This window comes from Coriobacteriaceae bacterium (assembly GCA_025992855.1).
Lineage (GTDB): Bacteria > Actinomycetota > Coriobacteriia > Coriobacteriales > Coriobacteriaceae > Collinsella.
This window is the reverse complement of record DAJPGB010000001.1, coordinates 1,391,689-1,417,559: the sequence shown is the minus strand read 5'-3', so window position 1 is coordinate 1,417,559 and position 25,871 is coordinate 1,391,689. Positions and strand designations below refer to the sequence as shown.

The 25,871-nt window shown below is 51.1% G+C and carries 20 protein-coding genes; 1 reads left to right on the top strand and 19 read right to left on the bottom strand.

The genetic code is table 11. The annotated features are described in order from the left end of the window. The 3 genes from OIL88_05955 to OIL88_05945 form a co-directional block, all read right to left on the bottom strand. Complete coding sequence (locus tag OIL88_05955) at positions 1-1,218, bottom strand: ATP-binding protein (protein HJI71908.1); 1,218 nt, start codon at positions 1,216-1,218, stop codon at positions 1-3. A 354-nt stretch (positions 1,219-1,572) separates the two neighbouring features. Next, entirely contained in the window at positions 1,573-2,433 is an 861-nt protein-coding gene (locus tag OIL88_05950) for a hypothetical protein (protein ID HJI71907.1), read from the bottom strand. Positions 2,434-2,458: 25 nt separating this feature from the next. Further along, positions 2,459-2,905, bottom strand: a complete 447-nt coding sequence (locus OIL88_05945; protein HJI71906.1) for a hypothetical protein — start codon at positions 2,903-2,905, stop codon at positions 2,459-2,461. Between the two features lie 105 nt (positions 2,906-3,010). On the opposite strand from OIL88_05945, the gene OIL88_05940 reads away from it, so the two are divergent. Next, positions 3,011-4,201, top strand: coding sequence for an IS256 family transposase (locus tag OIL88_05940; GenBank protein HJI71905.1), 1,191 nt, complete (start codon positions 3,011-3,013; stop codon positions 4,199-4,201). A gap of 782 nt (positions 4,202-4,983) precedes the next feature. On the opposite strand, the gene OIL88_05935 is transcribed toward OIL88_05940, so the two are convergent. From OIL88_05935 to OIL88_05860, 16 genes are all read right to left on the bottom strand, one after another. Further along, on the bottom strand, positions 4,984-6,801 hold the full coding sequence (locus tag OIL88_05935) for an ATP-dependent helicase (protein HJI71904.1): 1,818 nt from the start codon (positions 6,799-6,801) through the stop codon (positions 4,984-4,986). Beyond that, positions 6,795-8,525, bottom strand: a complete 1,731-nt coding sequence (locus OIL88_05930) for an AAA family ATPase (GenBank protein ID HJI71903.1) — start codon at positions 8,523-8,525, stop codon at positions 6,795-6,797. The genes OIL88_05935 and OIL88_05930 overlap by 7 nt, the downstream gene beginning before the upstream one ends. Before the next feature lie 162 nt (positions 8,526-8,687). Next, positions 8,688-9,950: a hypothetical protein gene (locus tag OIL88_05925; protein ID HJI71902.1), complete on the bottom strand. Its 1,263-nt coding sequence runs from the start codon at positions 9,948-9,950 to the stop codon at positions 8,688-8,690. 605 nt (positions 9,951-10,555) lie between these two features. Next, on the bottom strand, positions 10,556-11,554 hold the full coding sequence (locus tag OIL88_05920; GenBank protein HJI71901.1) for a hypothetical protein: 999 nt from the start codon (positions 11,552-11,554) through the stop codon (positions 10,556-10,558). 505 nt (positions 11,555-12,059) lie between these two features. After that, the gene (wecB, locus tag OIL88_05915; protein ID HJI71900.1) at positions 12,060-13,154 is read right to left on the bottom strand and encodes a UDP-N-acetylglucosamine 2-epimerase (non-hydrolyzing); all 1,095 of its coding nucleotides are present in this window, start codon (positions 13,152-13,154) and stop codon (positions 12,060-12,062) included. Beyond that, positions 13,154-14,452: a flippase gene (locus OIL88_05910; GenBank protein ID HJI71899.1), complete on the bottom strand. Its 1,299-nt coding sequence runs from the start codon at positions 14,450-14,452 to the stop codon at positions 13,154-13,156. The genes wecB and OIL88_05910 overlap by 1 nt, the downstream gene beginning before the upstream one ends. Before the next feature lies 1 nt (position 14,453). Next, positions 14,454-15,569, bottom strand: coding sequence for a polysaccharide pyruvyl transferase family protein (locus OIL88_05905; protein HJI71898.1), 1,116 nt, complete (start codon positions 15,567-15,569; stop codon positions 14,454-14,456). Positions 15,570-15,613: 44 nt separating this feature from the next. Further along, entirely contained in the window at positions 15,614-16,588 is a 975-nt protein-coding gene (locus OIL88_05900; GenBank protein HJI71897.1) for a nitroreductase, read from the bottom strand. Then, positions 16,551-17,876, bottom strand: coding sequence for a hypothetical protein (locus OIL88_05895; GenBank protein ID HJI71896.1), 1,326 nt, complete (start codon positions 17,874-17,876; stop codon positions 16,551-16,553). The genes OIL88_05900 and OIL88_05895 overlap by 38 nt, the downstream gene beginning before the upstream one ends. Then, positions 17,876-18,997: a glycosyltransferase gene (locus tag OIL88_05890; protein HJI71895.1), complete on the bottom strand. Its 1,122-nt coding sequence runs from the start codon at positions 18,995-18,997 to the stop codon at positions 17,876-17,878. The genes OIL88_05895 and OIL88_05890 overlap by 1 nt, the downstream gene beginning before the upstream one ends. After that, positions 18,990-20,216, bottom strand: coding sequence for a glycosyltransferase family 4 protein (locus tag OIL88_05885; GenBank protein ID HJI71894.1), 1,227 nt, complete (start codon positions 20,214-20,216; stop codon positions 18,990-18,992). The genes OIL88_05890 and OIL88_05885 overlap by 8 nt, the downstream gene beginning before the upstream one ends. Next, the gene (locus tag OIL88_05880; GenBank protein ID HJI71893.1) at positions 20,216-21,328 is read right to left on the bottom strand and encodes a glycosyltransferase family 1 protein; all 1,113 of its coding nucleotides are present in this window, start codon (positions 21,326-21,328) and stop codon (positions 20,216-20,218) included. Before OIL88_05880 ends, OIL88_05885 begins: the two co-directional genes overlap by 1 nt. Beyond that, positions 21,329-22,030 carry a sugar transferase gene (locus tag OIL88_05875; GenBank protein HJI71892.1) on the bottom strand — a complete coding sequence of 234 codons (702 nt, stop codon included), beginning with the start codon at positions 22,028-22,030 and terminating at the stop codon, positions 21,329-21,331. 83 nt (positions 22,031-22,113) lie between these two features. Then, positions 22,114-22,704: a hypothetical protein gene (locus OIL88_05870; protein HJI71891.1), complete on the bottom strand. Its 591-nt coding sequence runs from the start codon at positions 22,702-22,704 to the stop codon at positions 22,114-22,116. Positions 22,705-23,028: 324 nt separating this feature from the next. Continuing rightward, a complete protein-coding gene (gene thrS / locus OIL88_05865) occupies positions 23,029-24,792 on the bottom strand; it encodes a threonine--tRNA ligase (protein HJI71890.1) in 1,764 nt (587 codons plus the stop codon). A 227-nt stretch (positions 24,793-25,019) separates the two neighbouring features. Then, a complete protein-coding gene (locus tag OIL88_05860; GenBank protein ID HJI71889.1) occupies positions 25,020-25,451 on the bottom strand; it encodes a zinc ribbon domain-containing protein in 432 nt (143 codons plus the stop codon). Positions 25,452-25,871 lie beyond the last annotated feature (420 nt).

Here is a 25,871-nt window from a genome sequence, read left to right as displayed (position 1 = left end):
CTAATCCCACTCCTCGATGCGGGTGAGATACGGATCGGCGCCGTAGCGACCGGACAGATATTGCTTGTCGAAAGCCGCGTTCTTGCTTACCAGATTACCGTTTGCCTCGTGGATGTCGGCGAGAGACCACAGTTGGCTCGCCTCCCCCTCGCCGCGCGCAGCGAACCATATCTCGTCGCGGCGGAACACGTCGTTTCGCATGGTTGACACGTCCTGAGACGAGAAGATGAGCTGCGCGCCACTCTTGTTGACCTCAGGATCCTTAAACAGCAGAATCACATAGCGAAGAAGCTTCGGGTGCAGTTTGGCGTCGAGCTCGTCTACCACAACGGTGCCTCCACGCTCAAGCGCTGTCATCAGATACGCAGCCAACCCCATGAGCTTCTGGGTGCCGGCAGATTCCTCGGATAAACGCAACTCGTACGCCTTGCCGCCCACCTCGTGCCTCACGAAGACGCGCTGGCCGCGCCATTCCGGCGCCCTCTCCACTCTGAAGCCATCGATACGCACATCAACGGCGCGCAGGAAACGCGTGACCTCCCGCGAGTCACCCTCGTCGAGCATTTGCTCGAGCATCCGCTCCAGGTAGGAACTGTTGTAGTTGAGAAACACAGTGTCGAGAAACCAGCTGGCCGCCTCCTGGACCACCGGCGCATCGAAGTTGATGCAAAGAAACGATAGATACGGCAGGCTCGGATTGAATCTCGCGGCCGTCACAAGCTTACGCAGCGTGGGACCGAGCTCAACCTTTGCACCCTCGCGCTCGAACAGCATCGCCGTACGCGACGCTCCCAATTTACGCCGCCACAACCCTTCGGACACGATCTCGTCGGCGTGTACGGACAAGGCATAGCGGTACTCGTGGTCGCCAGCGCGGTAGTAGAGCTCGAACTCGGTGGGCTCTGTAGCCGACACGTCATCGAACCCGAACGCAGAACAACGGGGCATCGAAGGGCGATCACCCCCTGGCGCATCAGCGCTGGCAGACAGCAGCCTGATCGGTCTGGCTACAGCCGAGCGAACGTAATCGAGAGCCTCGAGCAGGTTAGACTTACCGCCAGCGTTGGGTCCGTACACCGCGGCCACCGGGAGAAAGCCCTGCCCATCAGGGCACGCTATGAGAGAGCGCTCGAACTCCTTCATCGGCGTCGCCTGCATAGAAAGCTCCGCCTCGTCGCGATAGGACCGATAGTTCTTAAAGGTGAACTGGCAAAGCATGGTACTCAACATTCCTTTCATTGTTTTGAAAAGATATATCAGAGTTTTTCTTTGATTATAGACTTTATGTAGGCTAAATCAAGTGCTTGCTACACCAATGACAGCAGGCGCAAGGTGCAAACCGCCCATACTCGACCGTTCCCTTGCCGGAATGGCGTTTTGCTAGCACGTCACGCATTACATGCATGAAAAAAGGGCGACACTCTCTAACAGAAAGCGTCACCCTTAAAGCTCCCAAAGAGCTTTTGTATATCAGGACGACATTCTACGTTATCTCAAGGAGACTGAAGGTCGTATCATGGCCTGTAAGGTAAACGCACAGACAGGCCATGATTGAACGAGGCAACAGCAGGACTAGCGATCACCGCAATCAAAAGAGCCCAAATAATACAGCGAACCCTTCACAACCGAAGCATTAGGGTCTCGGTCTAAGAAATTGACGCTGTAAGAAGGAGATCCAACGTAAACGTGAGTCTTACCGGCCTCGCAACAGAACAAAATGTCGCCAGCGCTGTTTTGCGTCAGAGTGTTGTAGTTCGAGTAATACTCAAGCTCGTCTGACGGGGCCTCTCCCACAACGATCAACCGAGGCTCCAACTTATCTAGCCATGTCTTAGGAACGCGACCGGACTTCCGTCCATGATGCGGCGCAAATAGAATGTCCACAGGCGAAAGCGCAATGTCATCTTCGATCGCCACCATGTAGTCATTCTCCATGTCACCAAGCCAAAGCGCACGGACCCCTTCCTCTAGCGAGTAGACAATCGCGGGGCTAATATTATTGGGATTATCCGAGCTTTCAGCATCCTGCAAAGCACTCTGGAATGCCTCGTTTGTCACGTCGGGCCAGAGGACGCTAATCCCAGCAGGACCGCGCTCATTATCAGAGAGGTTCATCCATTTGCGCTTACACCCCTTGCTAATTTTGTAAGCACACGGCGACTCCTTCAGCTCCTTATACTTTTTAAAGCTCTTAGTCTCCGTGGACTTGGAGACATTATTGTCGACGCAATAAAAATTCGGGATAAGCCCAAGCTCATCAAGATACTCAATACCCTGAATATGATCTTGGTCCGGATGTGTGCTAATAAAACGCACGATACCCTTATCACCTGCGAGGTTTTTGACCTCATCAAGGATTTCCGACTTACGATCATCGGCGATATTGCAGTCGATCATGCTGAAGTTATCGGAGTTGTGATTGATATAAAACATGTCGCCGTTACCAACGGACAGAGACTTAATCTCGCTTATGGTTATCACGTTCCTCAAGATTGAAGTTGATTCGTTTTTCCACATACCGCTCTTGCTTGACCCAGGAAGCGACAAATAAGGCGATAAAAGAGCACAGCGCCGCTGGAAGCCGATGTGATTCCGGCAACAATGACGCAAGCAGGATAATGACGAGCAGAACACCAGCCCCCGACAGGCTGCGATACATGTTTGAAATCATTAAGAGCTGCTCGACCTTTGGATCGCGTTTCTGAGCATACGCAAAGGCAGAATAGTCTCGTTTTCTGGCCGGTTTCAGCTTACGAGCCAACGGCTCAATACAGAGAGAGCCAATCCGCGACGCAATGAGACCGAGAACATAACTCATCACAAATAGTGACAGCCAGTTGGAGCAGTCAATACAACTGCCTAACGGCATCTGGCTGACGGAATATGTTACAAGTGGGTGACGCATAATTTCTTTCGCAAATTGACAACCGCATAGCGGAACACGGCCCGCGCCCCGTCATATGATTTCTAGCGACTAAACAACAAATCACCGACGAAGGGGGCACGGGCCGTGTCTGCGAACATCGTATCAGTCGACGAGGAGTCGCTGCGCAACGACATAAAGAATCTGGTGAGGAAGACCGTAGAGGAGACGCTCAACGCGCTGCTCGACGAGGAGGCGTCGGAGCTCGTCGGGGCCGGGCGCTACGAGAGGACGGCGGGCCGGGAGGCCTACCGCAGCGGCCATTACACGAGGAGGCTCGTCACGGGAGCCGGGGAAGTCGAGCTCAGCGTGCCGAAGCTCCGCGGGGCGACCTTCCAGACGGCCGTCATCGAGCGCTACCGCAGGCGCGAGACCCCGGTCGAGGAGGCCATCGTCGAGATGTACCTGGCGGGCGTCTCGACCAGGAGGATCGAGGACGTCTCCGAGCTCCTGTGGGGAGCGCCGGTGTCCTCCGGCACCGTCTCCAACCTCAACGAGAGGGCCTTCGCGTCCATCGAGGCCTGGCGGCAGAGGCCGCTCGATGGCGGCTACCCCTACGTCTTCGTCGACGGCATCTACCTCAAGCGCAGCTGGGGAGGGTCCTACGAGAACGTGGCCGTGCTGGTCGCCATCGGCGTCAACTCCGCCGGCGACCGGGAGATCATCGGCTGCTCCGAGGGATACACCGAGTCCGCGGAGTCCTGGCGCGAGTTCTTCTCCTGGCTCAAGGGGCGCGGGCTCTCCGGCGTGCGGCTCGTCACCGGCGACAAGTGCGCGGGGATGCTCGGTGCGCTCGAGGAGGTGTTCCCCGGGGCCCGCTACCAGCGCTGCACGGTGCATTTCTACCGCAACGTGCTGGGAAGGGTTCCCGTGACCAGGCGGAAGGCCGCGGCGCGCATGCTGAAGGCAATCCACGCGCAGGAATCGCGCGAGGCATGCGCCAGAAAGGCCGAGGAGGTGGCGGAGAAGCTGGAGTCGATGCGGCTCGGGGCGACCGCGAGGACGGTGCGCGACGGGTTCGCCGAGACGCTTGCCTACACGGAATTCCCGCCTGAGCACTGGCGCCGGATCAGGACGAACAACGGGATCGAGCGCATCAACCGCGAGATCAGGAGGAGGACGAGGGTCGTCGGGACCTTCCCGGACGGCAATTCGGCCCTCATGCTGGTGACGGCGAGGCTGAAGTACATAGTGGAGCACGAGTGGGGCAAGAGGAGGTACCTGGACATGTCGAAGCTGGAGGAGATGGACGAGCTGAGGGGAAAGGCGGAGGGCTAGAAGAGGACGGGGCCGAGGACGGTTAAATCAATTTGCGAAAGAATCTTGACGGTACCTACAAGTGCGCCCGGAATGAGTACATTGAACAGATCGTACGCAGAGATTTTCCCAAGAAGAATATCTAGATAGTTATTGGCCAAAAATTACGCACCTCCAAGAATCCAAGAGCCATCCCTCGAATTTTTTACGGACTAACCCGCCCTGCCACACAAGTGACAGGTTCTTGAAGAAAAGCTATTTGGAAATGATTTGAGCATACGGGGGCGCATACTGCTGTTGATCTATAAGCGCACGCGCCCCCAAAGAATCTTAGTGGGCCATCAACATGGCCTCGATTTTGACAGCTATCCCATCCAGCTCCTTTCGAACAATTAAGTTGTAGTGGGGAAACGACGTTTCACGTTAAATTAATTGTAGCCGCAAACGCAATCTATATCCTGTATTGTTTTTTGAAGCTCAACACAACATGTTGTGTTTTAGCAGGTAGATACGATTAAAGTTTTTGCAGCATAAATCAACAGCAATAAGTGGGCCGTCTAATCCACCCTAGAGGCAGCTTCGTTGGCCTGCATAAATTCAAACTAGGTTCCACGTATTTACACACGGCGAAAGCCCATACATATCGAATACCTGTTCGAAATTAACAAAAGATTTTGCTTGACCAACATGTTAGGCGATCCCCTATTGCCCCACTGCCCGTCATTATCAAACCGGGTACGAGTTGCACCACAAAACTCATCGTGATTAAACGATGGCATCCGCCTCTTACGCGGCGCCACAAATCACCCCTCTCCGTCCATGACCGACCAGCTCACAGGTTCAATACCCGGAAGAGACGTTAGGCAAGAGGGGCAAGCAACCTGATAGTTCCCGTTATTTGTCCTGCGCTGCATAGAGGCGGAGACATATACCGCTTTGCGGGCGCGAGTGACACCGACGTACAGCAGGCCCATTTCCTCAATAAGCCCGTCTGGCAATTTCTTCGCATCCACAATCCGGCATCCACGCGCAGAACGCGAGCACATGCCAGCACTTTCGCACCGAGAGCAAATCCTTCCAGGCCAATCGAAGCGCGTAACGCCCGGTATGAAAACGGTGTCCCACTCGAGTCCCTTAGCAGAGTGAATGGTCATGATCGAGATATCTGCATCAAGGTAATCAGAGAAACGCCGCAGGGAGCCCTCGGAAAAGATACTTACGATATAGTCGAAGCGCTCCGAAGGGCCCATCGAGACGCAGTCATTTTTGAGGTGTTTCCGCAGCGCTCCAAGAAGCATGGCATAGGACCGCCCATACATTAATCTCCTGGAGTCAGTCAGCAGTTCATCAGAGATGGAGCCGATTATTTTGTCCGCTGCAGACCGGCTGACGCCTTTTTCTCCAGACGCTGCATCGGTAATCCTGGATAAAGCAAATGCATTGAATTCAACGAACTCTGGATCTGTATCCGAGAAAAGCCCGTTGAAGTATGGCATCTCCTCTTTAGTCAGCTCGTCAGTGATGAGATTGGCCAGGGCACCGCGCTTACGAACAAGAATCGCAATCCTACCGCTACCTCCTTGAGCGAGAGTGGCGACCTTTGAAACGATGGCAGTCGCTTCGTCTTGCTGTGCAGCGCCAACATATATGGGAAGTCGGGGCGTACCGCCGGCAATGGCACCCTTCATGTTGGAGCGAATCGCAGCACCGAGCTCCCCGACAATAGATCCCCTAGAAAACCTATGATTATGTTCGAGCTCCAGCTGCGATAGACACAGGTCGGTAGTGGCCCTTGTCTTTAAGCCTTCCATTGCGCCAATAAAACCATAGACACGCTGAATAGGATCGCCGAACATGCAGATTCCTGATTCATCGGAAAGCAGGCCTTTTAAAAAGATGTAGCACAGGGCATTCGTGTCCTGCGCTTCGTCGACGAGTACGACAGGAAACGCCGTCGACAGATAGGACCTCAACTTTGAGAAATCGGCAAGCAATTCAATTGCAAGGGAGATCATTCCAGAGTACGGTAAGAGACCGTTCGACGCGAACCTATCCTTAATTATCCTATTAAAAGGGCGTATGCCGTGTCTCAGGCCTTCGTCTTGACCATTTCTCATGGAGCGGAGGAAGCTGCTGAAAACATTCTTTTCATCCCAGAAAAGCTTACCGCCTCGCGAAACCAGCTCGTCAACGGCGTGGTTATCATCGACCATAGAAAGCTCGTCAACGTTCACTGGGAGCGAGAGCGATCTCCAGTACCTGCGAAGCAGGGCCCAAGCAAAGCCGTGGAAATTGGTCGCCATGACGCTGTCCTCAAAACGCTTGGTCACGGAACCCGGAAGCGCCGACATAGTGGCGCCCAAATCCGCTCGCATTCTCCGCGCAGCGGCGACACTGAAGGTCAGGGCCAAAATCTTTTTTGGCGGCCGGACTTCGCCGGATGCCAGCAGCCAGCAAGCCCGCCCAGTCATCACCGTGGTCTTCCCGTAGCCTGCCGGCGCCTCCACGAACACTCTCTTCGATGGTGAAAAAATCGCGGAGCGCTGCGACGCATCTACACCACAGCGTGCCTCAATCGCGGTCCCAACGCTATCCAGCAAGTCAGTCTGGCTCATCAGCATTCAAGCCCCACGGCCTTGCGAATAATACTTTTGTAACAGTCGGGAACGCCTTCGGCACCAAGAGCCTCCGCGAGGGCAACGCCAGACGCGACGCCCTTGTTCGATGAAAGCCATGCATACATAAGCGCACGCGATTCAGGCTTGCCGGCGAATTGCCCGTCAAACTCCGGCCCCCGGAAATCGTACTCAGCGCCCGGCAAGCTAACGCCGTAGACAGTTCGGGCGTTTTTCAGGGCTCTGCAATTCCCCTTGATGCTAGTTGCCCTCTGAAAAGGGTCAATTGACTCAAGAAGCGCAATAAACGCACCCTGGTTATCGCTAGTGAAGAACGCGTCAACAACCTCAGCTTCAAAATCCCGTCCGGTTGTCGTTATATGGTCTCCAGAAGTTTCTTGCAGCTCATCATCCCTGTCGACAATGGAATAATTTGGAATCTCGAACTTGCCCAGAAGTTCACAGAGTGGCTCAACGTTCTTTTTCCCGCCAGCCCTGATTGGCACAACTCCATAATCATCCAGATCCATCCCAAGGTTGCGGGCGAACACCGGAATGGCACCGGACTCCGTCTGCCCCTCAAAAGCCAAAACAGACCGAGCGAAAAAAGCCTCACGTACTGACTCAAAATTCAACATAAGATGCTTTTCAAACTTGTCGGACAGGTCAATATCCCTACCGCACACGACCTTCGGCGAATCTTCGCCCTGCCCGAATCGCACAATGTTCTTATAGCCGCGAGCCAGAATGTTTGGCGAATGCGTCACCATGATTAGCTGAGCTTTGATTGAATCAATCCCGAAATAGTCCTTTAGAAGAGCATTGAATCCGTCGTCCCTCCCATCGCAAATCCTATGCAAGCTCTTCGAGAGGCGCCTCTGCATATACGGGTGAAGATGAGCTTCGGGTTCGTCATAAGCCAGCACAGCGTGCAGCACGCACTTGCCATCGTCATCCGAGCAGAGGCTCTCTTGAAGGCGTTTAGGCGAAAGACGCATAATGCTCTCGATTATTGAGAGCGAGGCAATGGCAAGATACTGCAAGCCCACACCTGCCTTTTTAAAATGAACGCCTCTCTTGTCAAGCAAGGTAACCAAGGTTCCAAGCGTTCCGCCGTCCGATGAGTCGACTCCCGGCCTCACGCCATATGATGACAAGATGGGAACGTCACTGACGATCGAGCCGAGATCTGCAACCAGACCTTTAAGCTCGCTCCCATCCAGAAAGTCGGAGACCCCTTTGCCCTCCTTCTCTAGGTAAAGAGCGATGCCCTTGGAGAGAACTTTGCCGACACCTCGGGTACCATCAAACGCCAGGTCTCCCCTATTAAAGGATGCAGTAGAGTACCTGAACACGTGAACGCATCGCATCAGAGAGGGTGAAATACTTTCTCCGCTCCCTTCGACCTTAAATTCAATTCGAGAATCCGGGTCGTCAGCAAAAGCGCAGATGGTAATAGTGTTTCCGGTCATAGGATCGATGTCGAGCCCCGTTATTCCGATCTCGTCCTCGTCCAACTTTAAAGTAACTAGAGCACCTGAGCGCTTTTCAATGTTAGCGAAATCCTCTTCGCTAATCGTCGCTTGATTGAAGATTGTATTGAGCAAGTCGAGCACATTCGTTTTGCCGAGGTTGTTTTCGCCGACAATATAGGTCACGTCCTCGTCAAAACTAATCGCTACGCCATCGAGATTCCGATAGTTCTCAATCCTCAGTCTAGAGATCCTCATGTAGCCTCCCAACCGTTAAGGTTTTATGGCTTTCAACAATCTAACACGTCCCGTGTTGTGCTAAGCGGACACCGACAGATGTACGTTATTACTCGCGCAAAGGCCGTCACAAGGACATCTTTGCTCGTAAGGCCGCATTCTATTACGGCTTCAGTTAAGAGGCTAAACATCCAAGCCAAACAAATCCAAACTTACAAGGCCAGACGTTTGACGCAAGGTCTCCTTAAAAGAAGCCGAAGTCAAACGTTTCTCTATATAGGCTTCATAGCAACGAAGCAACGTCTCAGTCGAAAGAACTGCAATGTCGTTTTTACGGGCAATGGTAATCTGGGATTCAGGGAAAGGATCTCGCTCTTCAGGTTTTAATTCGATCTGTGAGGCAAAGATAAGGACACCTTTTAGCTTGCATGTGTTGCCTTCGTCTTCCATCGCGTCCGCTTTTATCTGGACATGATCGTATGTCTTCGAAACATGCTGCCGCTTCAGCCCGCCCTTACTGCCTTTAATTTCAATTAAATAGAGAGTGTCATTGTATGAGAACCTAAAATCCTCTTCCTTGCAGTCTTCAAAGTCCTCATCTACCTCAACGATCTTTGCCAAAAGATGGCGAGTCATATTTTCAAGTTCAAAATCCTTGGAGCAAAGGACTGATTTAATATCTTGATAATCAGAGAGGACACCCTCGATCTCTTTCTTTTCCTTATCCAGAAGACCCATGTCTTCGTTTATCTCTCTTATTCGCGCCCTTTGCGCCGCTTCATCATGATAGTTAACCTCATCAAGCCAAACAGGCATGCGAGCGCGCTGAACTGCAGACGGGAAAATAGCATCAATAACCGCCGATAAATCCTCATTGTTGTTAATCTCAAGAGTTGTAGCTGCAAGGGTCACAGATATCTGTACCGTTGAGATCGTAGAAGCGTTCGAAGTTAATAGCGGCTTGAGGGGAGAGGTAATTGGCATGCTGAAAGAAAAATCAGAGTGAAGCTCTTTATTAGAAACAAGAGTTATCGACTTTCCAAAACAAATACGAAGTGAGAAGGAAAACAGCTCGCCTATCGGAGAGACAGCAAAATCTTTAATAAAATCCTTTAGAGGCTTCTTATTCTTGTATCCCATCTTATGAGTCTCTGAATTATATCCATAAGAACAGGAATACAAGTAGTTTTGAGGGAGCACAACAATGCATTTAGCACTATTTGACTGCAGCATCATTTGTCGGATAGAGGAAATGTCTGCATGATCTTGCAGAATCTTATCGTTCGAGAAATCGCTTTTCCATAAATATCTATCCTGCAAGTCAATGACCGTAAGTTCGAACGCATCGAACGCGATTGCTTTACCGAATTCCTTTATCGTCAAGTCACTTGTTTCCGTAAAACCGCAATTTGATTTATTAAATACCAATATCTGAGTTTTCATCACGCAAATCCCCTTACAACCAAATCGGATCAACCCCGAGCTTTATTTCCACTTCAATGCTTAAACCATCTAGCGGTAATGAGTACGCGACTCCGTACTCGTTGCCGATACAAACACGAGTCCTGATCCCCTCGGCAGGAAGGAACCCGTGTCTACGAAAAACGTCATGCACCAGCCAGTGAATGTTTGAAGTAATAGTACTCCCCGGTACTTTTGTAGAGGGCATCGGTCTAACTCTTTTCGTCAAACGGTAGTCTGTAAATCAAACTGTCGAAAAACGACTTGGGGGCCGTACTCAATCAGTCCGCCCGGCAGGCGAAGGGAGCGTCGAAGCATTGAATCGGACATGCGTATGCGCTGATTTATATAGCCCCATTGATTGACCCGAATTGCCCATCGTTTAGAGCACAATAATGAACAGGAGCACACCGAACCATTCAATAATCTGAAGTAGGACCACGGCCGACATGGTCGAAATGAGTTAGAACAACAAAAGGGCACTGGGGCCCGCATTAGCCCCAGTGCCCATAAGCAATACCGACAATGCTGCATCCGATAACGTGCGTTCCTTAAATAAACAAATACGCAATGCCAGCTCAAGCGGCCACTCACTCTTTAATCAGCTTGACGTTACTAAGCAAAACCGGAATACCATTACCGGTATATCCCTTAGTGGAGTAAACCCTGAACTCAAGCCAATCGAAATCAGATAGATCAATTTCATTCGACGGAATGTCAGTAGGTGCGGTATTCATCGTAATGTGGTCCTTTTGCCAAATTACTTTTGAATCGGACCCGTCGACAGAGCCCCTTAGTTCAAGTCTCGCCTCATAGTCCTTCAAGATGCTCGTGTCCTCTACGTATTCAACAGCAATTTTGCCATTCAACGAACGGTACTTCTTGACGATATAAAATGATATAACCGAAGGAGAATCAGCACTATTAGGACGACCAACCCAAGTGTCGTCACTTGAATAACTATTGCCAGCAGTGTCTTTTTGAGAGCCTTCAATCAACTCAAAACGGCTGGAAGAAGCAACCGTAAGAGAGGTCAACGCCACTTCAGAAACGCCTTCAAGTTCATCCAAGAGGTCATTGATTCTTGCCGGATCTTTCACAATCTTCGAAGCAGCTTTCAAAACACTTTTCGCATCATCATACTTTTTAGATGACACCAGCTTGTTAGCTTTGGCTAAGACCTCTTCAGTGTAAGTAGACGAGTATTCAGCAAATGCAACAGCGCAGTCTCCAGATTTCTTAGAAGCCTTTGACAGCGAAGTCAAGGCTTCCTCATGTTTACCGGAATCCCAGGCAGCGGTAGCGTCAGCAAGAACCTGTTTACCCGCTTCCTCATCCTTGAGGGCATTGAGTTCCGCCTCGGCGTTAGCATAATCTCTATACGCGCTTTCAAGAGCCTCGTTAAGGCTCATGCTTTCTTCTACGGAATCAAAGCGCTTAGACAACTCGCCGACCATAGCAGACTGACCATGCAAATCACCAAGATACGCCGACAGGAGGCACGGTATTATTGCAAATAATATACCGAAAATAATCGGATGATTAGCATAAAATCGGGACTCTCTAGTGCTGGAATCTTTATCAGCCATTGTATCCCCTAACGCAAAACAAACAATATGAGTAACGCGCCTCTCAAAAGCACAAGCATGCCGGACCACAATTTCAAAAGAAAAAAGTGTGACAATCTGCGCAATCAATTGGACGAGCCGGCAACCAACTTATTACTTCCGGTATTTTGTATAGCTCTATTGTTTAACAACATGACAACCCTCATTAATCAGTCGACCAAATTCAATGGTCAACAAGTGGATGTTAACGTCATGCACCAGGCAGTGAACGCCTGAAACAATATTACTCCCCGACACTTTAGAAGAGCGCAGCAGTCTATTTTTTTCCGCCAAACGGTAGTCTGATGATCGAACTGTTTGGAACACAGCAGTTCTATTTACCAGCTCATTTGAGAAGTCAGTTCCAAAACTCAGCAAAAACCGCAATGCCGACCTCATCCTCACGCATGCACGCGAGGGCAAGGTCGGCATTGTCTTTATTATTTATGTTCCAAAAAAGCAGCTTCATAAAACAGCTCAGAGAAAACTACTGCGCCAGCACGTCCGCGATGCGTTCGCTCGCATGCCCATCACCATAGGGGTTCGACGCATGACTCATGGCCTCGTACTCGGCCTGATCGCTGAGCAGGCGGCTGAACTCGCGGTAGATGACGTCCTCCTCGGTGCCGACGAGCTTCAGTGTGCCAGCGGCCACGCCCTCGGGGCGCTCGGTGGTGTCTCGCATGACGAGCACCGGCTTGCCCAGGCTCGGGGCTTCCTCCTGGATGCCGCCGGAGTCGGTGAGGATGAGGTGGCTCGCGGCCATGAAGTTGTGGAAGTCGAGCACCTCGAGCGGGTCGATGATGTGGAGCCTGTCGAAGCCGTCGAGCTCCTCGTGCGCTGCCTTGCGGACGAGCGGGTTCATGTGGATGGGGTAGATCGCCTTGGTGTCGGGGTGCTCCTCCATCACGCGGCGGATGGCGCGGAACATGCGGTGCATCGGCTCGCCCAGGTTCTCGCGGCGGTGCGCCGTGATGAGGATGAGGCGGGAGCCCTCGGCCCAAGCGAGCTCAGGGTGGGAGTAGCCCTCGCGCACGGTGGTGCGTAGGGCGTCGATGCCGGTGTTGCCGGTGACCCAGATCCTGGACTCGGGCTTGCCCTCATCGAGCAGGTTCTGCTTGCTGGCCTCCGTGGGAGCGAAGTAGTACTCGCTCACGATGTCAACCGCCTGACGGTTGAACTCCTCCGGCCAGGGGCTGTAGATGTCGTGCGTGCGAAGGCCGGCCTCCACATGCCCCACGGGGATCTGCAGGTAGAAGCACGCGAGCGCCGCCGCGAAACTGGTCGTGGTGTCGCCGTGGACCAGGACCACGTCGGGTTTTTCGTCCTCGAGGACGGCCTTGAGCTTGAGCAGCACGTCGCACGTCACGTCGAACAGCGTCTGGCCCGGCTTCATGATCGCCAGGTCGTGGTCGGGATTTACGTCAAAGACGCGCAGCACCTGGTCAAGCATCTCGCGGTGCTGGCCCGTCACGGTCACGACGGTCTCGAACTCATCCTTGCGCGCCCTCAGCTCGTTGACGAGCGGGCACATCTTGATGGCCTCCGGGCGGGTGCCGAAGACGAGCATGATTTTTTTCATTATCGGTCCTTTCTCATGTGCTGAGCCTTATGGGCATGAGGGCTATAAGAAACAGCGGACGATTGCCTCACTACAGAAAGAAGAGCTAAAAACAAGGCTATCGTTAGGACGGCCTCGGATATCGCAATCGCCGATGCCACGCCCATAGCGCCCCAACCATGACCAAGCCAAACGTTGAGCACCAAGGAAAGGATGGAATCGACTATCATGAGCAGGCTGTAAAGAGATTGATACCCAAAAGGAATGAGAAGCTGAACACCGAGAAAATTGTTTACGATGCCCAGCAACACCCAAATGGCAAGCGGAATGAGTGTATCGGCGCAAACTAGATACTCTTTGCCATAGAGAATCTCGACTACTGGATTGCGAAGGATCGCCATGCCAAATAAACCAGCCGCAAACAATACGACCACGGGAATACCAAACTTGGCAACAAGCCGCGCCGCGGAGCGCCGAGATTTCATTCGTTCTTCGTTTACACGCGGATACAGCGCTTGGCCAACAGGAGTAAACATCAGGCTCGCCATTTGCGGCACCTTCAAAATGGCAGCATACGAGCCAACGACCGCACTTGGCTGGCAACCGCCGAGCACCGTAACGCCAACATTTCCAATTATCTTGCCGGCGGCAGATGAAAGAAAAATCGGCATTCCGTCTCGCATCTCACATAGTATCTGCTTTATAGACGCAAAACCCATTTTGATCCCATAGCGCTTCCAAGCAAATACATGAGTAATAACACCCGAAGCAAGGAAAGTAATTGAATACAGGAACGAGTAAAGCATCAATTGACCGGGGTTATTTATAAGGAGGAAAATAAGGATGACAGAAAGCCCTCGCGCAGCCGCCGTGGCAATAGTGATGACCTTCATATCCTGCAAACCCTGAAAAAGCCAGTTAAGTTGTAAAGCAATGCCAACAAGCATAGAAAACAACGCAAGCATACAGGATAGCTGGTCCCCGGTTGCAGCCGACGTAATACCGAGAATTATTACTACGACAAAGCAGGCGACAACAAGTCCCAGTCGTGCAATAACGACAGCGGACACGAGGTCGTTAAGCTCTTCCCCATCTTTAACCTCAACGACCTTTTTCGTTGCGCTCAGGTTGAAACCAAACTCGACAACAAGCTGAAAATAAGTTATCCAATTAAGAGCAATAGAGAATACTCCATACCGCTCAGCACCAAACACACGGGTAACGTAAGGCACCGTAACAAAAGGCAACACAATGTTAATTGCCTGTAACGCAAGCAGCCAGCCAGTATTCTGAAGAAGCTTTTTCTCTTTAAAAGCCAAACTAATTCTCCTTCGTCATCTTCTCGAGGAACAGCAGTTGTGCCTCGCGAACACGCCCGATTCCTTCCTGAGCAGCGGGAGCAGAACGCCCACACAACTCACTGACAAGGGCGCTCGCAGAAGTAGAATCGACCGCAACGCTTCTCCAAGGTTCTCCTACCTTGCTTAATAGATCCCTCTTGCGGAAGTCACTAGAATTTGATTTGGGTTCAAAAGATACAAAACGCTTTCCGAATAGCAGCGAAAACGCCGTTCCATGGAAAGAGTCCGTACAGACAAAAGAAGCGCCCGCGAACAGCTTAAGGAAATCCTCAGGGCCAGCATCAGTAATCATCTCGGGCTTAAATGAGTCCCGCCCATAACGCACATTTATAACCTTCAATGGCAATCCAAGCTCAGATGCAGCCTGCTCAGTAAGCTCTAAATATCGAACAGAAGCCTCTTTATTAATGTAGTAGCCCAAAACATACCCACGGTCTTCAACCGAAGTATCAACAGCTTGCGCCCAACGCTTTGAATCCAAAAGGAACACAGGGTCGTCAACCACCTCAGGCGACCGCCCGCATAAGCGATTAACCACGGGCGCATCAGTATTCTCTCTTACACAGAGGACATCAAAAGAAGTCAAGTCGTCAGAGAAAGGAATTAGATCGGTTTCGGTCGCGCTGCCAAGACTTGCCGCAAAACTACCCTTACGAGCTGATGTTTCAAAGGGAAAAAGGAATGCTTCATCGAAATCGGCAATATTAGGATTGAATACTTGGTCACTGCCAGAGATAAGAAGATCAAAACCTTCCTTATTAACAAAGTCTCGCATCTCTTCAATAGCGTAAAACCGAGGCGTCAAGTGAAGGTGAGACGACTCATATTCAGCAAATTTGCGCTCCTTAGAACGCCTTTTGCCTTCAAAAGGAAGCAACGCGACATTAACCGCTAAATTAGGTAGAAAACCGTCCCTTTTGTGATGAAGGGAGTTATTGCGCTCCTGACGATCATTTTGGAAGTTAAGCACCCAAACATCATGACCCATAGAGCGAAGCTGCTCTTGTAGCGCGTAGCACTGCAAAATCACACCGTAGTTGCGGGCAAAATGGTAAGTAATGATTCCAATTTTCATTTGTTAATTTCCAATCAAATAATACTCCAGCGAGCATTTCAACGTTAATCAGCCCAACTCGCGACTTCGGAAACAGGCATTCTCCGAGCAACAGGTCTCGCGAACGTTTCTTTTGGATAGCCAAATCCGACGACCGCAATGATCACTTCATTTGCTGAAATGCCTAAGGACGAACGCATTTCTTTTCCAAAGTCACCGACAACCCACTGGAAAATACATGAACCAATCCCATAGGCCTTTAAGGCCAAAACGAAGGACTGGAGATAGATACCGCCGTTGATAAACCATTGGTCATATTCGGCGCAGGAAAACAGAGAAGTGTCAGCAGTAATAACGGCCCATTGGAAAATTGATCGCTCAAACCCTTTATTGCCACGCACGGCAGCAGAAACAACCTGAGCAGATTTTGGACCGGAAAAATACACGCGGCTTGGTTGGCGGTTGCACGCCGAAGGCGCGCTCTGCGCAAGCTCAACAACTTGCGTCAGCGTTTCCTGAGGAACAGGGGTTGAATCAAATGACCGAACACTATGTCTCCCGTTAATAAAATTGATCGCATTCTTATCGCAATCAGAGACAGAAGCAAAAGAATCAGAAACAATTCCAGACCTATCACTCATGTCAGTTCGGCCAACTTCATATGAAGCCTGCTTAGCTAGCGATTCAAAATCATGCTGCCATTTAGAGCAATCAAGTCCAAGTCGGGCTCTACGAGAAAGCCAATTCTCAAGTGCCGCCATAGATTCAACAAAAGCATACGAATGATTATCAAAAGAAGGATCTTTTGCTGCAAGTGTTAAATAATCAAGAAGACGGTCGGCCTTTTGTGTTCCGAAATCATCGCGGCAGCTTTCAATACAAAGAGCCTTCTCGAAAGAATGAGCAATAAGAAGAGAGTCTCTGTACAAGGTGTCTAAAGACCTAAAGTCTTCGCAAGCAAGCAAGCGATTCGATTTAACAGCAAACGACATTCTTCGAATTTTATTGTATGCAGGCAGTACTGCAGCCTTTATGTCCATACCCACTCCTAAGACGCGTGTTGTTTGTCGGCATAACGAAACTAATTACTTTTTGGAGGAAAATGAGGAAAACAAAAACGAGATATACATCAATGCTCTGCGTGAGCAAGGCAAGAATGACAACGAATAGCATCGCTTCTGTCGAAGCGCTTTTAACACAGTCCGTAAGATGGCAAAGAGCAACGATCAGCACACAGCTCAAGAGAAGACCAAAATATGAGAAGTTAATGATGCACATCTCGAACCAGCATGGCGTTGTGCCAGCCGGAAGCTCGGATATTGGCAATCCTAGAATAGAAGATGTTAGGTATTGGTAATCCTGATATGGTTTGCTAGGCCAAATTGATCTAGGGACCCAAATAAATAGAGTCGAGAGAAACGACTGACCGTAATAATCGAGTATATGATCACCTAAAAAGAACTCATGATAGATTACATATTTTGTAACATCATCTCTGCCAAAATCAACGCGGAGCATCTCATAGACGCTATTGAAACCCGTATCCCGCAACGGTCGAACAACAATTAGATAAAAGGATGAGAAGAAAAGGAGCGCGCAAAGCACGAGCGGAAAGAAGACCCTCAACTTTTTTCTCTGTTCAAGAGCAGGATTTCTTCTTAGATAGAAAAACAAATACAGGACGATTAATATCGCAAGCATGAATCGTTTGCCAGAAATCCAACCAGTAACAATCGAGTAACAGACAATAAGAACTAAATTGGCAACCGTCCCCAGCCTGTCCTGACGAAAGAACAGGGAGCAAAAAGAAATTACACTTAGCAGAAGCAGCTCCGCAACGATCATACTCACGCCGCTAGACGCAACTCCACGAGAAACCGAGTCACCATAAGTTAGATAAGAGCTGACATTGCCGGTAAGCAAAATATATAAATATGGAGAGATAATAAACAAACACATTACAACTTTATTGTCAAATATCACCCCTCCCCATTTTTTTTGAACTTTAATCTTCTTTTTTTGATAGTAATTTGAGTAGAAAAACAATGAAGTGCAGGCCGATATAAGCAAGAGGTCATAAATGGCCGACACATAGTCATTGGCCATTGGGGCTATAAAAGGTTTATACCAGTAAACTGTCTGGTAACTTGGCCTACCAATTGCATAATCGAGCAAAATAGGTAGACAACAGAACGCCCATAAAATTAAATATACATAGTTTGCAATAGAAACCTGCGGCTTCATAATTAATCGATTATAAATTACGCACAAATAAAATGAAGAAAGCAGGATCAGCATCCAGTCAAGGGCAACTCGCCAAAGCTCCATTAATCGTCCGCCTCATCAAATGCACCAAGACTCTGCAGCAGCGATTTCATAACAGCAAGATTATCTGTTCCATTAAAGAAATCATATGCACAAGATCTAAATTGACTATATTCATGATCGATTTGCTTAATAGCATCGGCTATTGATTCGGGTTCAAAGTCAACGCACTTACCGCTGCCGCTGGCCTCAACAGTTGTAACCAAGCCCGGCAAACGATTGGCAAGCGTAGGGAGGCCAAATGCTGCATACTCATATATTTTATTAGGCGCGCAAAAGGCCTTATTAAGCGATGTGTCATCATAAAGCACGACGCCAATTCGCGACCTTGCAGTAATTTCCAAATGCTTTGGCGCTGGAACAAAACCATACACAAAAGTATCCGGGTAAATCTCCTTCATTCGTTCAGTCGTACCGTAGCGATCTTTTCCCATAAGAACGAAAGCGTAATCAGACTCCATCATACGAAGAGCCTCAGCGATGGGCGCAACATATTCAGGACGCTGGAATAGCCCCTGGTAAAGAAGGATCTTTCTTCCGTCAAGCTCATCCAAGATCTGCTTTGTGACGTTTGTCGAAACAGAGGGGATTTCACCCGCTTTTAGCCCGTAAGGCTTATTCGGGAAAACTGAGGGAAGCGAATTCAGCCCCCATTTAATTTTCATATAGTAGGCACGATTTAACTCGCAACACGTAACTGCAAGAGCCTTGCGACAAACCGCCGCAAATAGTCGTTCTTTTGTCGGTTGATCATCACACAGCTCAAGCGCCGTGGCCACATAGGGAATACCGGAAAGTGCCCCGTAAAGCGGAAGCGCAGATTCAGCAGTTCCAAACCAGATAAGATAATCCATTGGCTCTTTTTTTAGGCGGGCGAGAACGGCTTTGCGGAAATGAGTCCAGTTATTCAACGTATCCAGTTTTCCGCCAACGCTCAGATGCGGATCAACGAGCTCTGTAAAAGGAATGCCCTCGCCTTTTAGAATTTCCTTAGCCGTATCCTTGCTGGAACCAAACCAGACTTCAATCTGCACGCCCAAATCTTTAATCATTCTTATTTGTGACATGCAGGGGGGATAGAACGCTAAGTCCGACTTAACGATATATATAATCCTCTTAAACATATAACCCCTCGTAAAGATTGATAACCCTCTTTGCGTAAGTCTCATAGCTTCGGTCTTCTTGGAGAGAAGGCACCGAGAGGCTGGTTGATTCACAAAGCATTTCGTAGTATCTGCTGTCTTCTAGCTTGGAAATCGCCTCGCAAAGAGAGGAAACATCGCCATTTTTAAATAGGAGACCATTTTCACCATCCTTGATATATGCAATAGCTCCACAGGTATCCGGAACGATTGATGGAATACCAGAGGTGAGCATGGCTTCAAGGCACACCAAAGGCGAAGCTTCATACCAAGATGAAGTCATCACCAAGGCTTTAGTTGTTTTGAACTGTTCAGCGAGAATATCCTTATCACACCAACCCAAAAAATTTAGATTTGGATAAGCGTCTCTTAGCCTCTCGAACTCAGGACCAGATCCGCATAACGTTCCTGGCAAACCCAACGAAGTGAGAGCTCTGCAAAACAACTCAGGGTTCTTCTCCTTATCGAAACGGCCCACGAACAAGTAGCCGAACTTTTCAGACGGTATGCCAGGCGAAAACTCCCCTTCAACAGAAATAGGGTTTGGAAGAATACATGGCATACCATCATCGAATTCACTCCCGCGCATAATATCGTAGGTAAAATCCGAAAGGTAACAGAACTTTGGATGAGCACGCCTGATTGAGCGAATTTGAAGAGCAATGCGAGCTACTCGATACAGCTTCTGTCCATAGCTTCTCTTATCACAATTGCATTGGATGCACTTTGCGGAACATGGTTTCAAATGGCAGATTTCATGCTTCTTAAAATCATAAAACCCACCATTAGGGCATACAAGAAAATATTCATGGAGCGTAACGAGCACGTTAAAGCCTAAATCGGCAATAGCATCAAAAATTGAAGATGAAAGCGCATGAGTCCATGAATGAACATGCACGACAGTGTCATCAGGATTAAATTCGTTTAATAGAGAGCAAAACTTCTTATAAGTTTTACCGCTGTGCAGTCCGTTAATGGCACCGGAAACCTTATTAGCCGATTCGAGAAACGGCCTCTCATTTGCGACAACAACCCTAAAACCGTTAAGGCGGCTATGTATTGGCCCGCAACCAGCAAAGTAAACAACGTTATATCCGCAGTCACGAAGAACCACGGCAGTGATATAGGCGATTTGGGCAGTTCCACCAAAATTATCAGCAGTGTCATCAACAATAATGACGTTTTTGACTCTTTTGTCCATCAAATTATGTCTCCGTTTGCTAGCTGCAAATATCGCCTTGAAAGCCAATCAGCCTGTTGATCAATGTTGTAATTTGCAAATGAATCAAGAGAAGTGGATTTACGTCCCTCATAAGACTTTTTTGAAAGAGAGCAAATCGCATCAGCCCATTCGACAGGAGTATCAATGGGCAGAAACGTACACTCCCCTGTTACATCCACCTCACGCGGAATAACATCACTTAGCAGACATGGCAAACCAGACACCTGAGCCTCGACACCAACGAGGCCCAGACCTTCATAAAGGCTTGGAAGAACGAACACATCAAATGCCTGGTATAGTCGATTTACATCGTTTCTCTGTCCCAAGAATTTAACGCAGTCTGAAAGGCCGTGTTCATCCACCAATGCCTTTATGGAGTCCTTGTCTTCACCGGAGCCGACAAGCAACAGGACGGCGTCGTCGCGGCGTTTTGCGACTTCGGCGAAAACATCAATCAAGAACGGATGATTCTTCTGCGCCATAAACCGACCAACATGCCCAATTACAAACTGACCGCCAACAAGGCCCAGGTCGGTTCGTGCTTGTTCGCGAGCCTCTGCATTGAAGCGGAAGCTGTTCAAATCAATAGCGTTGTATACAACCTCGAAGTTAGCATCTTTGCCGAAAAGCCACTCACCGGCAAACCGGCTACATGCAAAGCGATGCGTCGGATACCGGTTAGATTGCGTTTTCAGCACAGCCTTAAGAGCATTCTTGGCATACTCACCCTTACCACTCGTAGAATGACTGTGGGCGATGCGCACCGGAACACCGGCCTTCGCAGCGGCACGAAGAGGGTAGACCGAAAGTGCATTAATGTGACTGTGCACAATCTTCCAGCCCTCTTGTTTAAAGATACGTTGAAGCTCTCGCTGGTATTCAATTACATGCTGATAGGGCGGAATCTCAAAGACCCTGCCACCGAGCGATTCAATCTCTTCACGCGGAACCAGGGTCGAGTCTGAATCAATAAGAAAATCGAACTGCACCTTGCTTTTGTCAATATGGCGGTAGTAATTCATGACAACAGCCTCGACGCCGCCGCCGTTCATTTTTCCAACTATCTGTGCGACACGAATAGGATTAGCCATCTATCGTCCCGTCCTCTTCTTGCCGAACATGGCACCAAAGGTGCCGGTAAAGCATTTCCAGTCCATACGGAAGCATCGGTTGCGCACGTAATGAAGTTCAATTTTTTGACGCAGGCCGCTCTCGAAGGTCGCAGCGTTGCGGTCAGTCGCCTGCCACAGGCCCGTTATGCCGGGCTGGACAGAAAGCAGTTCAGCCTTTTCCTCATCGGAAAAGTGCTGTTCAAGTTCGTCTCTTGTAATGGGGCGCGGTCCGATGACGGAAAGGTCGCCGTTCAGAACGTTCAGGAACTGCGGCATCTCGTCAATCGAGCACTTACGGATAAACTGGCCGACTTTGGTAATGCGAGGATCGTCATCGACCTTGCGCTCGACTTCCCACTGATGTAGCTGCTCAGGACTCAGATACTTCTGCACGTTGCCGGCGTCGGCGACCATACTGCGAAGCTTAAGGATCCTGATAGCCTTACCGCCCTTGCCGACGCGCTCCTGTGCATACAGCGGGTTTCCGGGAGATTCAAGACAAATGAACGCGCAGACAATGGCCACTGGAATTACCAGCACAACGCTCACGCAAAGGCTAAAAACAAAATCAAACAGCCTCTTCAAAAAACGGTAAGCCAGCGTACCGCTCGGTTGTATCTTCTGAACGGCTAGCGACTCCCCCACAGAAGCACTGCATTCAGTCATCTCTTTAGTAGTCAAGTTCAAATCCACGTCCCTGATTACAGGGATCCCCCCCCCATCGATGAATTCAAAATGCGAATGAATTGCCGGTGCAACGCCCCTTACGTTTTGATCGGCACGTCGAGCGGAAGAACTTCCCTAAAGCGGAAATCGCCCTCGCCCACGTCTACCAAGCACCAACGTTTGCGACGATCGATCTTGTGCACGCGAGCCTCTTGACCCACCAACGGGCCTTGCTCTATGTGCAGCACGCCGTCTTCTATGCGGGCTACGCTGTTGCGCACCACGCCGTCGTCGTCGAGTACGCTGCGGTACCAGTCCTGCGCATCGTCCGGCATGGGCGCATAGGCGCGCTCCCTGCTGCCGGCAATACGGCAGCCAAAGCTCAACTGGGCCAAAGCCTTATCGAGCAGGGCGGCATCGCGCGTGGCGACGAAGAAGTATTCCTTGTACATGGGTTTGGTTTGGAGCGACCAGGCACCGTCCCGCTTAAACCAGAACTCCTTTTGCATCACAAAAGCGTCCTGCATCAGCTCATGCGGGATAATGCGGCGGACCTTTTCGCAGGTCTCGCGCTCTTTACCGTTGGGGGTGTGAACCAGATACCAGCGGACGCGGCCATGCTGGCTGTTGGTAGTGGCACCGTTAAAGGCACCGGGCAGCTGCTCTTGGCGCCGCATTGTCTGTTCCATCTCTAGCCCCCTTTTCTTGTCTCCGCGACGCACGCGGATGCAGGGGCGTTAAGAACAGGCTTCTCGCTCGCAGCTAGGCGCAGTCGCAAAAGTACAGGTTTTTGTAGAGGCGTATGGAGATGCACCCATTCGCGGCGCATTTTGTGCAATCTGGGAAAACGCGAGCAGTTTGCTCGTATAATGAACTCCGTCGAAAGATACAAAAACCTGTACCTTTTTGCACAACAAAAAAGCCGCTCTAACCAGCGGCTTTTCTTCTATAGCTAACAAAAAGGCGACCGCCCTCGTGGACGGTCGCCTTTGTTAATTGTTGTGCAGCTTGCCTTAGGCGCGAGTCTTGATCTCCTCGAGCACCTTGGCAACAAACTCGTCAACGCCCATCTGGACGGTCTCGTTGGAGCGATCGCGGACGGAGATGTTGCCGGCCTCGACCTCCTTCTCGCCCAGGATGAGCATGTAGGGCACGCGGTCGATGCTGCGGGCCTCGCGGATCTTGTAGCCGATCTTCTCGTCGCGGTCGTCGCAGACCACGCGAATGCCGGCCTCCTCCAGCTTGGCGCACACCTCGTGGGCGTAGTCGCGGCTCTTCTCGGACACGGGCAGGGCCTTGACCTGCACGGGAGCCAGCCAGGTGGGGAACTTACCCGCAAAGTGCTCAATCAAAATGCCGATAAAGCGCTCGATGGAGCCAAAGCATACGCGGTGCAGCATGATGGGGCGCTTCTTGGTGCCGTCGGCGTCCACGTACTCCAGGTCAAAGTTAAGCGGCATCTGGAAGTCGAGCTGCACGGTACCGCACTGCCAGGTACGGCCGAGCGAGTCCTCCAGGTGGAAGTCGATCTTGGGGCCGTAGAAGGCGCCGTCGCCCTCGTTGACCTCGTAGTCCATGTGCAGCTGCTCCAGAGCGGTGCGCAGGCCCTCCTCGGCGCGCGCCCAGTCCTCGTCGGAACCCATGGAGTCCTCGGGGCGGGTGGAAAGCTCAACGTGGTACTTAAAGCCAAACTTTTGGTACACGGAGTCGATGAGGTTGACCACGCCCACGATCTCGTCGGTCAGCTGGTCGGGGCGCACAAACAGGTGGGCGTCGTCCTGGTTAAAGCAGCGCACGCGGAACAGGCCGTGCAGAGCGCCGCGCAGCTCGTGGCGGTGTACCAGGCCAATCTCGCCGGCGCGGATGGGCAACTCGCGGTAAGAGTGCGGCTTGGAGGCGTACACCAGCACGCCGCCCGGGCAGTTCATGGGCTTAATGCAGTACTCTTCGTCGTCGATGACGGTGGAGTACATGTTGTCCTTGTAGTGGTCCCAGTGGCCACTGGTCTTCCACAGCTGCTTGTTCATGATGAGCGGCGTGGAGATCTCCACGTAGCCGGCCTTGTGGTGGATCTCGCGCCAGTAGTCCAGCAGCGTGTTCTTAAGGATCATGCCGTTAGGCAGGAAGAACGGGAAGCCGGGGGCCTCGTCACGCATCATAAAGAGGTCCATCTCGCGGCCGATCTTGCGGTGGTCGCGCTTCTTGGCCTCCTCCAGCATGTGCATGTGCTCGTCGAGCTCTTCCTTGGTGGCAAAGGCGACGCCGTTGATGCGGGTGAGCATCTTGTTGTCCTTGTCGCCCTTCCAGTAGGCGCCCGAGACGCCGGTGAGCTTAAAGGCCTTGAGGGCCTTGGTGTAGCAGATGTGGGGGCCGACGCACATGTCGATGTAGTCGCCCTGCTGGTAGAAGGTGATGCGGGCGTCGTCGTCCAGGTCGCCGATGTGCTCGACCTTGTACTTCTCGCCGCGCTCCTCCATAAGGGCGATGGCCTCGGCGCGGGGTTTCTCGTACACGGAGAACTTGAGGTTCTCCTTGACGATCTTTTTCATCTCGGCCTCGATCGCGGGGAAGTCGTCCTCGCTGATCTTGACGCCCTCGGGCAGGTCGACGTCGTAGTAGAAGCCGTTGTCGGTCGCGGGGCCGTAGGCAAAGTCGGCCTCGGGGTACAGGCGCTTGATGGCCTGCGCCATGATGTGCGCGGCGGAGTGGCGGATGACGTGCGTGACCTCGTCCTGCGGGAGCTCGGCCACCGAACCGTCATTGTAGAGTGCCTTCATGGGTATGTTTTCTCCTCTCGGATGCCTGATGCAAGTGCGTGCGATGCGCTCGGCGTTTTAACTTGCATCATTATAGGCAGGTTGCCTTGGTATACAAGCGCCCGCCGAACCTTAATGGCACGGCGGGCGTTTTTTTACGCATGCTTCATCGTGTGGTGGCGGGGTGCGGGGCGCTTGCGCGGGATGCGCGGCGCCCGGGGCTTGCGGCCGGCCCTGCGATGGATGCGTTACTGGATGCGAGTTCGGCAGTAGGGGCAGACCTTCCAGTGCGCATCGAGCGGGCGATGGCAGCTGGGGCAGACGTTGCGAACCTGGGTGTCGCACACCGGGCAGACGACGAAGTCTTTCTCGATGGGCGCGCCGCACTGCGGGCAGGTACCGTACTGGGCAAGCTGGCGCTCGCGCAGGGCCATGTCCAGCTCCTGCTCCTCGCGGTCGGACGCGTAGGAGTGCGGGCGCAGGACCAGGTACGCGATGAGGCCCACAAACGGGATGAGTGCGATGATGCCCCATGCAACGTAGGCGCTGGCGCCGCGGCGGCGAGCGTCGATGAACACATAGACGACCGACAGCACATACAGGGCGATGATAAAGCCAATGAAGGCGTAGATGACGCCCATAAGCTGCGGCGACATGAGCTCGGAGATGTACTTGGACATTAGGGGTACCTTTCGGAATATTAACAGTCCGGTCAAGTTTACCACGGGGTTTGTTTATATGGGACTACGGTTGGGTACGGGGCTGGCGCGGACACAAACATCTCAATCTGTAACAGTTACTCGGCAAATAAGGGTCTAGGTGTTACAGATCGAGACGAACGGGAGGGCCGCCGAGCAAACGTCTCAATCTGTAACAACTGGGAACAAATTTCCCATCTTGCTGTTACAGATTGAGACACAGGGATCCCTCCCCGATTTCAATCTCGATCTGTAACATCATGGGCCCCAAAACCCCTCTTACTGTTACAGATCGAGACATTCAAAATCCGTCGGAAGATTTGTCTTGATCTGTAACATCTGCAACCCAAATCATCGGCTAACTGTTACAGATTGAGACAAAAGAAAACGTCCAGGCCGAAT